The 12,238-nt window shown below is 56.4% G+C and carries 11 protein-coding genes and 1 tRNA gene; 3 read left to right on the plus strand and 9 right to left on the minus strand.

Annotation, left to right across the window (positions count from 1 at the left end; translation table 11 throughout):
* Positions 1-4 precede the first annotated feature (4 nt).
* The 3 genes from bcsB to bcsQ are packed head-to-tail and all read right to left on the minus strand — an operon-like array spanning position 5 to position 5,798.
* Positions 5-2,281: a cellulose biosynthesis cyclic di-GMP-binding regulatory protein BcsB gene (gene bcsB / locus GHO25_RS17295; protein ID WP_153391422.1), complete on the minus strand. Its 2,277-nt coding sequence runs from the start codon at positions 2,279-2,281 to the stop codon at positions 5-7.
* Entirely contained in the window at positions 2,281-4,509 is a 2,229-nt protein-coding gene (gene bcsA / locus GHO25_RS17300) for a UDP-forming cellulose synthase catalytic subunit (protein ID WP_178110126.1), read from the minus strand. Before bcsA ends, bcsB begins: the two co-directional genes overlap by 1 nt.
* Positions 4,506-5,798: a cellulose biosynthesis protein BcsQ gene (gene bcsQ / locus GHO25_RS17305; RefSeq protein ID WP_153391424.1), complete on the minus strand. Its 1,293-nt coding sequence runs from the start codon at positions 5,796-5,798 to the stop codon at positions 4,506-4,508. The genes bcsA and bcsQ overlap by 4 nt, the downstream gene beginning before the upstream one ends.
* A gap of 752 nt (positions 5,799-6,550) precedes the next feature.
* On the opposite strand from bcsQ, the gene GHO25_RS17310 reads away from it, so the two are divergent.
* Complete coding sequence (locus GHO25_RS17310; protein ID WP_153375227.1) at positions 6,551-6,898, plus strand: DUF6124 family protein; 348 nt, start codon at positions 6,551-6,553, stop codon at positions 6,896-6,898.
* A gap of 125 nt (positions 6,899-7,023) precedes the next feature.
* Here GHO25_RS17310 and GHO25_RS17315 read toward each other — a convergent pair whose 3' ends face one another.
* From GHO25_RS17315 to GHO25_RS17325, 3 genes are all read right to left on the minus strand, one after another.
* On the minus strand, positions 7,024-7,557 hold the full coding sequence (locus GHO25_RS17315) for a type II toxin-antitoxin system YhaV family toxin (protein WP_178110127.1): 534 nt from the start codon (positions 7,555-7,557) through the stop codon (positions 7,024-7,026).
* Positions 7,558-7,564: 7 nt separating this feature from the next.
* Positions 7,565-7,765, minus strand: coding sequence for a hypothetical protein (locus GHO25_RS17320; RefSeq protein WP_153336209.1), 201 nt, complete (start codon positions 7,763-7,765; stop codon positions 7,565-7,567).
* A gap of 332 nt (positions 7,766-8,097) precedes the next feature.
* Positions 8,098-8,174: transfer RNA gene (locus GHO25_RS17325), tRNA-Val, on the minus strand.
* Between the two features lie 184 nt (positions 8,175-8,358).
* Between GHO25_RS17325 and GHO25_RS17330 the strand changes: the two genes are divergently transcribed.
* Complete coding sequence (locus GHO25_RS17330) at positions 8,359-9,642, plus strand: FAD-binding oxidoreductase (protein ID WP_153391427.1); 1,284 nt, start codon at positions 8,359-8,361, stop codon at positions 9,640-9,642.
* Positions 9,643-9,984: 342 nt separating this feature from the next.
* Here the strand turns inward: GHO25_RS17330 and GHO25_RS17335 are convergent, their stop codons facing one another.
* Complete coding sequence (locus GHO25_RS17335; protein WP_178110128.1) at positions 9,985-10,653, minus strand: PA2778 family cysteine peptidase; 669 nt, start codon at positions 10,651-10,653, stop codon at positions 9,985-9,987.
* 220 nt (positions 10,654-10,873) lie between these two features.
* On the opposite strand from GHO25_RS17335, the gene GHO25_RS26150 reads away from it, so the two are divergent.
* Positions 10,874-11,041 (plus strand): hypothetical protein, encoded by a 168-nt coding sequence (locus tag GHO25_RS26150; protein WP_178110129.1) that lies wholly within the window; start codon positions 10,874-10,876, stop codon positions 11,039-11,041.
* A 58-nt stretch (positions 11,042-11,099) separates the two neighbouring features.
* Here the strand turns inward: GHO25_RS26150 and GHO25_RS17340 are convergent, their stop codons facing one another.
* Together GHO25_RS17340 and GHO25_RS17345 are read right to left on the minus strand one after the other, a co-directional pair.
* A complete protein-coding gene (locus tag GHO25_RS17340) occupies positions 11,100-11,855 on the minus strand; it encodes a TerC family protein (protein ID WP_048368891.1) in 756 nt (251 codons plus the stop codon).
* A 30-nt stretch (positions 11,856-11,885) separates the two neighbouring features.
* Entirely contained in the window at positions 11,886-12,128 is a 243-nt protein-coding gene (locus GHO25_RS17345; protein WP_153391429.1) for a hypothetical protein, read from the minus strand.
* Positions 12,129-12,238 lie beyond the last annotated feature (110 nt).

A 12,238-nucleotide genomic window follows, 5' to 3' on the forward strand; every position in this document is an offset into this window, starting at 1 on the left:
GGGCCTACTCTTTAAGACGCTTGTTGGCACGCGCACGCAATGCCAGGTAAGCCAGCCCGCTGAGCACCACCACGCCCAGGCCAGTCAGCACCAGCACCCACAGCACGTGGCGCGACATCAACCATTGCAGGTATTTGATCGTGCCCAGGCTGCCGACGTAGTAATCCTCGTCAGCTACCAGCGCCTCGACGGCTTTATCGCGAACCACCACCAGGCTGCCCTGGACCGACTGGTTGTAATCCTCCCCGCCAATCAGGGCATTGGTCGCATCCGCCAGGCCGTCAGGGCCGCCCCCTGCGATCACCACCACACTGCGACCGCTCTTGAGCGGCGACTCAAAGCCCGTCAGGTAAGTGCTGCGCGCACCACCAGAGAACGCCATTGCCAGCTTGGTTTTACGCAAGTTGGCTTCCGGATCCGGGCTGAACCAGTCGCGAACGCGCATCGGCAGGTCAGACAGATGGAATTTCTGCTGGCCATTAGCATCGTAAGCCGGCAGGCGATCGGCCCACAGCGACAGCAACGGCTGGTTGTTGCCCGAGGCAAACACCAGCAGGTCTTTATCTGCGGCGCCCGCCACTTTGTCGGCTTCAATCACTTGCACGCCAACCGCAGGGTAACCGGTGGACTGGCCAAAACGGCCGAGCACGGTCAGGAACGCATTCAGTTCGGCAACGCCTGGGTGATCAGGCAGCACCACCGCGGTTTCTGACAGGTCAGCCATGCGGGTGAACGGGAAACCGGCGTCTTTGAACACACCCAGGTTAGGCATCGCGATGAAATGGTCGTAGCCGGTCAGGTCCAGCGTAGACTCAGGGTCGATGGAGCCGCGCATGTTGTCGATGATGATGTCGCGGCATTCGCCCTGCTTGATGTAATCGAACATGTAGCGCAGTTGCAGGCGTGACTGCAGGGCCACCGAGTTCAGCGGCAAGTTTACGCTCAGCTCGCGATCGAGGTTGCCGTTGTTGCTTTTCAGGGTGCTCAGCACGCTGCTGTCGAGTTTTTCCTCGGAGGGCAGGCTTTGCGACTGAATCAACGCATCGTTAAAGCTGACGATAAACGACGAGTTGTTGGATTTTTCTTGCGGGGTGTAGCGGTATTTGAGGTCCAACGGGGCCCCGCTATCGCGCCAGGTGAACAGGTCCGGCGGGAAGTTCAGCGGCACTACGATGTCACCCGGGTTGTAACCGGTGACATTGAACTGTTGTTCTGGCAGCAACTCGCCGAGCTTGACCTTGCGATCTGTCGGCAACCAGTTTGGCGCGTCGTAAGGCTTGCGTGGCTGCACCACCGTGAGGTTATCGATCACCACGCCATTACCCGACAACGTCTGGCTGCCCAACACCAACGCCGTGGCGGCCCGTTTGAGCTCAGCACTGTCACGCCCGGTAATGAGCAACAACTTACCGTTGGGGTCGTTCGGGTTGGTGATGATGCTCACGCTCGGGCCCTTGGCCGCTGGCAACGTCACACCGTCCAGTTGCAAGTCACCCTGGCCGCTGAGCAATACCACGGCGTTACCGCTTGCAGGGATCTGGTTGAAGCTGGAAGAGAACCGCGCCCCGCGATAGCTGGACAATGCACCGAACCAGGAAGACAACGCACCGGCCGCTTCCAGCGTGGTGTTGTCCGGTGAGGCGGCAAAAACAAATGGCAGCTCCAATGGCTGCGCGTCACGACGATCAAAAAATGGCAACGGTAAAATTGACAAATCATTAGGTAACGGCAGCGGTGATACATCAAGGGTGAGGTTGGTGCCGTTGTTGATTTTGGCCCACAAGCTGGAGTGCTGCGGGTCCTCGCAACTCATGGTGTAGTGCCCGATGAACTGCAAGCTCAAACGGTTGAACTCAGTGATCAGGTGCGGCGGAATATCGATGGTTTGCTGCTGCGGTTGCCCGGCTTTGTCTTTAGGCAGCGGCAGGCTCGCCGCCACTTCATCATTGATCAACACGTTGATTTGCGACAGGTCGGCCAGCAACGAAGGCGAATAGGCGTACTGCAGATTCAACTTCGCACCCGTCACAATCGAGTCGGCGCGTACGTTGAAGTTGACGCTGTCGGTTGAGTCCACACCGCGCAAGGTCATAGGGTAATTACGCCCCAACTGCTTGAGGGTCACGGTGTAGCTTTTCTGGGTAGCGGCAGGGGCAGCAGACGCAGTAGCCGTCTCGGCGAGGGCCGTGCCGCCACTCAACGCTAGCCAGGCACAGGTCAGGCCTGCCAGTGCACGACGTGGGTCGCGCAGATTACTGAAAGCGAAAGACTTTGAGTTCATCATTTGTCCAATACGTTTTCTAGAGTGGATGGGGCGACACGACGACGCGCAACAGCGTTTCGTATTTCCATAAGCATGGCTTTGAACAGTGCGGTAAAACCGCGCCACCCGATGCGGGTAACGGCACGGAAAGCCACCAAAGGCGTGTCGATCTCGCCATGGCCCCAAGTTGAAGCCCAGGTATCGGCACGTGAAAACGTCAGACGAACCAGTTCACTTTGCTGACGCAGACTCAATTGGTCGAATTGCAAGCCCAGCAAGCCGCCGCGGCTGAACACAATAATGGCCGGGAACTCGCTCGGCTTATCGTTGCGAAACAGCGAGATCTGCACCTTCGACCCTTGGGGCAAGCTAACGCCTTCGGGTAATCTCAGGCCCATGCCTTTTTGCGAGAAGTCTTGAGTCACGCCTTCGATCACGCTGCCATCGGGCAAGGTCATGAGCGCAGGCATAACAGCAGCCACCCGCGGTTCAGAACGCACCTGGCGGGTTTCACTGGCTACTGCCACGGCCGCACTGGTGATGATCAGGTTGTAGACCGTCCACACCAGGTTGATCAGCAAGGTAACGACCGCCCCCTCGCTGCCCACTGCCAGTTGCACAAAGCCGAAAATCATCCCGGCCAGGTTGATGGCCAGCAGCACGATATAGGGCCGGGCCAGCTTCCAGTCAAAGAAGGTCTGATCGATGATCCCGCCCTTGCTGGTCACGTTGAAGCCACCGAACTTGGGCTTGACCAGCGCCATCAACACCGGCCCCATGATGTACCAGGCCAGTACGGTCTCGTACACCTCGTTCCAGAACGAGTGGCGAAACCGCCCCTGAATCGCCGAGTTGGTCAACGCCGCATGGAAAATATGCGGTAACGCATACGCCATGATCATCAAGCCGGTGGCATGGAAGATCTGCGCACCAAAAAACAGGTACGCCAGCGGTGCGGTCAAGAACACCAAGCGCGGCAAACCGTAGAAAAAGTGCAGCATGGCGTTGAGGTAGCAGAGCCGTTGGCCCAGCTTTAAGCCTTTGCCGAACAACGGGTTATCGGTGCGAAAGATTTGCGCCATGCCCCGCGCCCAGCGCACCCGCTGGCTGATATGACGCGACAAACTTTCGGTGGCCAGCCCTGCTGCTTGCGGAATCGCCAGATACGCCGTGTTGTAGCCCGCGCGGTTGAGTTTCAGCGCGGTATGGGCGTCTTCGGTCACGGTTTCTACCGCGACGCCGCCCACTTCAAGCAATGGGTCACGGCGCAATACCGCGCATGAACCGCAGAAAAAAGTCGCGTTCCACAGGTCGTTACCGTCTTGCACCAGGCCGTAAAACAATTCCCCTTCGTTGGGCACTGAACGGAAGGTGTTGAGGTTTTTTTCAAACGGATCCGGTGAAAAGAAGAAGTGCGGGGTCTGCAACATCGCAAGCTTGGGGTCTTTGAGAAACCAGCCAATGCTGATTTGCAGGAACGAGCGGGTTGGCACGTGGTCGGCATCAAAAAAGGCCACGTACTCGCCGCTGGTCACCTTCAAGGCTTCGTTGAGGTTGCCGGCTTTGGCGTGACGGTTGTTGTCACGAGTGATGTAGCCGACGTTGATCTGCTCGCAGAACTCACGAAAATCTTTGCGATTACCGTCGTCGAGCACATGAACGCGCAGCTTGTCCTTGGGCCAGTCCATGGCCTGAGCGGCAAAAATCGTCAGCTTTACAATATCCAGCGCTTCGTTGTAGGTCGGAATAAACACGTCGACAACCGGCCACTCGCTGGGCGGCCCCTTGAGCAGCACAGGTTGGCGACGCAGTGGCCAGGCCGTTTGCAAGTAGCCGAACACCAGCACCGCCAGGGCATACAGTTCAGCCAGCACCAGGCCGTAACCGAACGCGATGTCGAGCCAGCTTTCAAAGTCCAGTGTCGCCGTGACGCGCCAGTACATGTAACGCAGCGAAGCGGTGAGTGACAGGCCGATGAGGATCAACACTGTCAGGCGCCCCGGAATCTTGCGCAACACCAGCGCCACCGCGAAACAGCCCACGGCGAACATGCACTGCGCATAAAACTCAAACGGCGTAATGATGATTAAGATGCCCAGCATCACGCATAACAGCGTCACGCCCAGGCCCAGTACGTGACGCAGCCCGGACGGCCACTGCTCAATACGATCAGATAACGCTTGGGCCCAACGCTGAGTGCGGGTTGGCGGGGCGGCTGCATCGGCTTCTGGAGTAGTCGTTATCACTGGGCTTCAACCTCTTGAGCACACGAGGTTTTGAACCGGACCTTGAGTTGTTCTGCAAGCTGCAGCACATCTTCACACGCTGGCGAAGGCTCGGCCGCCGACATGGGGTTGCGTCCATAGGCCAGCGCTTCGCCCAAGGTATTGTCCAGAGCTACAACTGCCATCAACTGCTGCCCAAGGCGACGCTTGAACACCTCGAGCATGTCCCGGGAAAACTCACGGCTGGCGTCGAACTGATTCACCACATAGTTGCAATGTGAAGACGCGGCGCGGGCATGGGACGCATTCAGTAGGCGCTCTATCGGGTCTAACGTGTTGAAGCTGGCCGCATCGGCCGTGGTGACCACAATCACTTCATCCGCCACATCCAGGGCTTGCGCCAATGACGCAGTAGAACCGGTCGGAGTGTCTATGAGCACTACATCGTTTGCAGCCAGGTCCATGTGGTCCAACTGGCGAGCCAGCCAGTATCGATCTTCGTGCATGTCATGAATCAGTGCGTGACTTTCGTCGTCGCCCAACACGCCGTAGGGCATCAACAGAGCGCCATCAAAACCGGGCTGTAGCCTGTCATTCCAGGTGTGCCCTGCCCCATTCAGGCTGCCGATGCCGGACTCGCCGTGTTCGACGCCAAGTTGATAGTGCAACGCGTTTTGCGGGTCCAGATCGATGGCCAGCGTGCGACCGCCCTCCAGGCGCAAACGGCTGGCCAGCCCGGCCGCCAACGTGGTTTTACCGACACCGCCCTTGAGCGAAACCACCACCACAATATGCGCCTTGCACTTGGCTGGACGGCCCCGCGCGGCTTCCTGGCGCAATGCCTCTTCAGCCAGAGCCTGCGCCTCAACTTCACGGGCCTGAACCACCTCGGCAAGCAGATTGCGCAAACGGTTGGGGGCAGGCGCAGCCGGTGCTACAGCCGCAACCGGCTGAGGTGGCTGTGTAGTCAGGGGTTGCGGAGTGGGTGAAACGAGTTGAGCGTCGACACCGTCTGCCAGATTTTGCTCTACCTCGGCGACGGGCGCAGGCACGCTGAGCGATGGCTCCGGTTTTAAAGAGACAGGCTCGATTGAAACAGGAGGTTCGCTGTACGGCGCCTCAACACCTTCTGCGACTACTTCAGTGGCAACCACTTTTTCAGGCGCAACTTCAGGGCTGACAGGGGCTTTTTCCGGCTCAGGTACAGGGGGATTCTCTTTGTAGTCGATCTGACTTTCGAACTCGTGATAACTACCAGCACTTGCTCCGAATCTGCTGAAAAGACTCGAAATGTCATCTGTACGGCTCATAGAGAATTCCCGTGACGCTGGCTTTTTATTAAAGGACATCTACACGCCACATCGATAATTTCAAGATAGGCCATCAATATGGCATCGTCAATATTTTGAATATGCCAGACGTTGAATCTGGGATCCAATTAAAAAAAAACATCTTAAACGCCGTTATTTTGACACTTAGGGGATTATGAAATTGACACGATGGCCATTAAATCGCACTGCGGCCGCGTCTGCCACCCTAGAACCCTCTAACTGCGGGCCTTCCAGTAAAAAACAGCAACACGCCTGAACGTGGACCTTTCTCACCACCGTTACAAATAACGGCGTCTGATTGACGGAGAGAACCACAGCAGAGAATAAAAGATGACTCGCATCCCCCGATAAAAAGACTAGTCCCACCTCATGATTTTTGGGGAACCATCTGCGTGAAATCAGCTATTTCGTACGACGTTTCCCTTTCAATCCGACGAAACATCCTAGAAAATCTCGCGCGCTTGCGTCGGCCAACATCGGGCACTAGTCTCGGCCCACTGCTGAAAAAAACAGCAGTCGGGTTTAGTAGCTCGGTTTGTAATCCGGCGCATACCGCCACCTCGTTGAGGCGTATTTTTTCGCTCTCAATTTTATGGTGGCCGTGCGCAGGGCGTTCTCGAGCGCGCCGGGTTCCGGATACACCGGTCTACTAACCTGCGTACGGCTACCACCTTAATTCGTTTAGTAGCGAACGGTGATAGCTCCCTTATGCTGTATCCGGAGTTGTAACCATGAAAAAGATAGTTCCCGACCCACCCGCCTTTTCTCCAGAAGCTGCTGCGAGCCATGAGCTGTCGCTCGATCGTGTCGCCGCTAATCGCGCTTTGGATTTTTACCTGCTCGGCCATAAGCCCTCTCGCCACGCGGCCCCGTCCGCGTATGCAATCCCTGACAGCGTTAATTCAGAAGCGGCTTTGGCCCAAGCGTCAGACTTATTGCGCTGCCTGGGCGCCTCGGCGATTGAGGCGGGGAATGGTTTGAGCGGGCATCAGCGCCATTTAGTGTTGTCGCTCGTGCACCTGGTAGAACTCGCCCAGGCGTATGTCGACAAGTCACTGGACAGCGTGAGCACGCACTAAAGCAGTACGCGCCTGCTTGGCGACAGGCGCGTTTGAAGTGTGCAGATTACTGAGATGAGCAGATTGAGCCTTGAGAGGATCCGCGCTTAATGAGCGACGCATTAAAGGGAAGGCTTGAGTATGAATCAAGACGGGACAGGCGCAACAACCTGGTCATCAGCAGTTACTGCTGACTCCAATGACACGATGTAAGGGTCGCTCTCTGCCAAAAGCTTGGCAAATTCGCTTGGGACCTTGCCACCCTTAATCATCGCAGCAAAGACGGCGTAGACATCATTTTTGCCACCCGCTTTTCTAAGCGTGTCCTGATCATTGATCCATACATAGATGATCGTTTTAGGGGCATCTGAACGAAACTGGAAAAAAAGACGGTAGCGAGGAGCCATACCCTGCTTTTTAACCCGAAGCCAATGCTTATTGGTCTTTCCCAGCGTAGTACCTTGACGGTAGCCAGGGTGCGCCGGGTTGGCAGGTACATTGACCAAAATATTTTCGGCAATAGCATCTAGAAGCTTGTAGGAGGGATGACGATGAAATTCATCTGGATCCTTCTCTGCAGCCTTCTCAACCTCTGCAGTAAGCGCCTCAAGGCGCTCCAAGAAAAACGGGTGAGCATAAAGTGCCCACCCGTTGACAATGTTAAGAGTGCTTTCAGTCACGTAATCTTTAGCCTTCTAGAAGCTCACTACGACGATTTTGCTCAGCCTTAAGGCGAAGGGACTGAATTCTATTCAGAAGACCAGCAGGTATAGGCTGGATACTCTCTGGCTGATTTTTGATGTCATCGTGGAGAAAATCAAGAAAGTCGGCTTTGGTCTGGAGCTCAGCCTTTTTCTCTGCGAAAGACACAACATTGGTTTTAGACATAATGTCTCACCTTTGGAAAATGCGCTAAACCCTATCAGGTATAGCATGGTCTGCGTCTTGCGACCTTGACCTGCGCGAACACCGCTCAACATAGAACTTTCTAAGCGCTGTCGAAACCCCTTGCGGGATCGGCCTCAAATGAGGCAGGAGCGATTATGTAGCCTTAACAAGCTTTGTTCAACTCAATATCTGAAAAATGAAATCTCGTGCTTATGATCGCTCAGCACCTGCATTTGCATCATCTGAACAAAAGCCTGGCAAATCCAAGACAACAAAAAAGGGCCCACCTTTCGGTGAGCCCTTCTAGACCGCCCAGCAGAGCGGATTTTGTTTGGTAGGCGCGATTGGACTCGAACCAACGACCCCCACCATGTCAAGGTGGTGCTCTAACCAACTGAGCTACGTGCCTGCTGTGGGGTCGCATTCTATAGATTTGCGGAGGGGTGTCAACACCTTTTTTGCAGCTAACCCCATGAATAGTCGAATTTTTTATTTTCACCCCGAAAATACTCAGTTGGCGCTGGCTGGCGGGCGAATTTCAACTGAGGTAGCATCGGGCGCACTCGTAAAAAATATAAAACAGAGGTTGCAGAATGGCGAACACACCTTATCCCCAGTCCTACTATGCGGCCTCGGCTAACCCGGCGCCGGAGCGCCCTGCCCTGCAGGATGAGGTTGAAACGGATGTCTGTGTGATCGGCGCCGGTTATACCGGGCTGTCGAGTGCTTTGTTTCTGCTGGAGCACGGTTTTAAGGTAACGGTGCTTGAAGCGGCCAAAGTGGGTTTTGGCGCGTCAGGGCGTAACGGCGGCCAGATCGTTAACAGTTATAGCCGCGACATTGATGTGATTGAACGCACGGTCGGCGCCAAGCAAGCCCAGCTGTTAGGCCAGATGGCCTTTGAAGGCGGCAAGATTATTCGTAACCGCGTTGCCAAGTATCAGATCCAGTGCGATTTAAAAGACGGCGGTGTGTTTGCCGCGATCACCAGCAAGCAAATGGGTCACCTCGAAGCACAGAAGAAACTGTGGGAGCGCTACGGCAATACGCAACTGGAGCTGCTCGACAAGCGCCGTGTTGGTGAAGTGGTTGCTTGCGATCTCTACCAGGGTGGCCTGCTGGACATGAGCGGCGGGCATATCCACCCGCTGAATCTGGCGTTGGGCGAAGCGGCTGCGGTCGAATCCCTGGGGGGCACGATTTACGAGCAGTCGCCCGCCGTGCGCATCGAGCGAGGCGCGAACCCGGTGGTGCATACGCCGCAGGGTAAGGTCCGCGCCAAGTTCATTATCGTGGCGGGCAACGCGTATCTGGGCAATCTGGTGCCTGAGCTGGCGTCCAAGTCCATGCCGTGTGGCACGCAGGTCATTACCACTGAACCGCTGAGCGAGGAGTTGGCCAAAACGCTGCTGCCTCAGGATTACTGTGTCGAGGACTGTAACTATTTGCTCGACTACTATCGCCTGTCCGGCGACAAGCGCCTGATCTTCGGTGGTGGCGTGGTTTACGGGGCGCGCGATCCGGCCAACATCGAAGCGATTATTCGGCCGAAGATGCTCAAGGCGTTCCCGCAGCTCAAGGACGTAAAAATTGATTACGCATGGACAGGCAACTTCCTGTTGACGCTGTCCCGTTTGCCGCAGGTTGGGCGCATTGGCGACAACATCTATTACTCACAAGGCTGTAGCGGGCACGGGGTGACGTATACGCACCTGGCGGGCAAGGTGCTGGCCGAAGCGCTGCGCGGGCAGGCTGAGCGTTTTGATGCGTTTGCTGACTTGCCGCACTACCCTTTCCCCGGCGGGCAATTGTTGCGTACACCGCTGACGGCGTTGGGCGCCTGGTATTACAGCTTGCGTGACAAGTTCGGGTTTTAACGGCTAAAGAAAGGGCTCGCGATCTTTTGAGCTTGGCCGTTGCACCGAGCGGGAGGGGTTGCGGCCACTGCGCTGCCGATCGCAGCCTTCGTGCCTCGTCAGCGACTACAGGGCTTGTGTGCGCCTGGCCCTGTAGGAGCGAGCTTGCCTCGCGGTCTTTTGATATTGGCCGTTGCACCGAGCGGGAGGGGTTGCGGCCGCTGCGCTGTCGATCGCAGCCTTCGTGCCTCGTCAGCGACTACAGGGCTTGTGTGCGCCTGGCCCTGTAGGAGCGAGCTTGCCTCGCGATCTTTTAAAAGATCAAAAGATCGCGAGGCAAGCTCGCTCCTACAGGGTATTTGGCTATTGCAAGGCTTTGATGGCTTTGCTCGCTGCCTGTTCCTGGCCCAAGCGGGACAGGTCGTTAGCCGCCTTTAACCAGCGTTCTTTGTCGACATTCACCGGCAGTTGGTCCGGGGCCAAAATCAGTACAGCCCAGTTGCCAGCATCCTTCCAGCTGGACTCAAACTTGCTGAAGTCCATGACCCGGCGCCGATCCATGCCCGCACGCAACAAAACAGTCTGCTTGTTGCGGTCATAGCCCGCCAGCACTGCATAACGCGGCTCGCTCCAGACTCGCCCCTCCATAAAGCGCACCATCACCGGGTGGCCTGCGGCAACCTGGGTCAACAGCGCTGTGAGCGAAGGATCCAGCCGGTACACCATCAGCCCGTATTGCCCGGCCAGTTGCTCCATATTGCTTTGCAACGAAGCTTCGGCCTCTGGCAGTTTGAGTGGCTTGGTCAAAAGGCCCGGGGTGATTCTGATGCGCTGCTCACCCAGCATGCTGGCCAGCACCTGCGGGCCGCTTTGATGGGCGTTACCGCGAAAAAAGGGCACACCGTTAAGCTCAACCCGCTCTGGCAGGTGACGCATTTGCGCCTGGTCAACACTGGCACACCCCACAACAATCACGGCCAATGCGGCCAGCAGCCATAGACGCAGCCCTTTCAATCCACTCAGTCCCTGCATACGCCCTCGCTTTGAATGAACGCCAGACCGCAAGGTCTGCCATGGTCGACGATCATAGGGCGCCAACAAGGTCTGGTATAGCCTTAAAGCACAGTGAAAGTTCCTACATAGAGCCAATCAGTTGGTGCAGCACGACCTTTGGTCAATAGACTGAAACACGGCTCAAGCTAGACTGTTATCTGAAGTGTGTTTATGCCCGTCGTGGGCAAAGGAGGCACTTATGAGCCCGACATTGACCATTATCTTGCTGATCACCGGATGGCTGGCCGTTGCCGCCGCCATGCTCTGGGGCCTGATGCGCATCAGCCGCCACCATCATCCGCAACCCCGGCCAGAACCCAAGCAAAAAGCAGCCCAACCGGTCGCTACCGCCGCCAACGCGCACTAGATGCAAAAAAACCGTCCACCCTGACAAGGATGGACGGTTTTTGAGTAGCCGCCTGCGCTTACTTGGTCACGCCAGCCTGACGTTTTTCCCGAGCCCGACGCGCGAGAATGTTCAGGGTTTCTACGGTGGCGGAGAACGCCATCGCCGCATACACGTAGCCTTTTGGTACATGAGCGCCAAAACCTTCTGCGATCAGGGTCATGCCGATCATGATCAGGAACGCCAGCGCCAGCATCACCACGGTCGGGTTTTCGTTGATGAACTTGGCCAAAGGCTCCGAAGCCAGCAACATCACCATCACCGCCACCACGACCGCAATCACCATGATCGGCAAGTGCTCGGTCATACCGACCGCCGTCACGATACTGTCGATGGAGAACACCAGGTCCAGCATCAAGATCTGACCGATCGCAGCGGCAAAACCTACAGCTACTTTGGACGACACGCTCTCGGCCTTGTCCTCGGCGTCAGGGGTCATGTTGTGGTGAATTTCACTGGTGGCTTTCCAGACCAGGAACAGGCCGCCAGCGATCAGAATCATGTCTTTCCAGGAGAACGCCTGCCCCAAGACTTCGAATACCGGCGTGGTCAACTGCACGATGTAAGCGATGGTGCTGAGCAAGCCCAAGCGCAGAATCAGCGCCAGGCCGATACCGATACGGCGGGCCTTGGTACGAAATTGCTCAGGCAGCTTGTTGGTCAAAATCGAGATAAAGATCAGGTTGTCGATCCCGAGCACCACTTCCATCACGATCAGCGTGGCCAGTGCAATCCAGGCCGTAGGGCTGACCGCCAGTTCTAAAAGGTATTCCATAGGTGTGTTCTGACCCTTCTGTAAGACAACTTAAATAGTGTGCGATGTTTCTTTACGTTCTTCAGCCGGTGGCTGCTGTTCAATCAAGCGCCCGCCGGTTGCGTCGTTGAGCGCCTGCTCGGCCGCCTTGTGGGTGTCATCAATGGCCTGCTTGGCAGCCTCAGCGGTTTTGCTGAGCATTTGCTGTGCGGCTTTTTCCGCCTGATCACAACCGCCCATCAGCAACAAGGTGGACGCCAACAGCGCGGCATAACCTGCTTTTTGAATCTTCATCGTGACGTGTCCTCTTTAATCCTGCGGCCAGCAACGTGGCCTGCGAATAACGCGCGATTTTAGAGAGCCAGACACTTCAGGAAAATTCGTATTTTTAAGCGCTATACTTC

Source organism: Pseudomonas sp. FSL R10-1350 (assembly GCF_009600525.1).
Taxonomy (GTDB): domain Bacteria; phylum Pseudomonadota; class Gammaproteobacteria; order Pseudomonadales; family Pseudomonadaceae; genus Aquipseudomonas; species Aquipseudomonas helleri.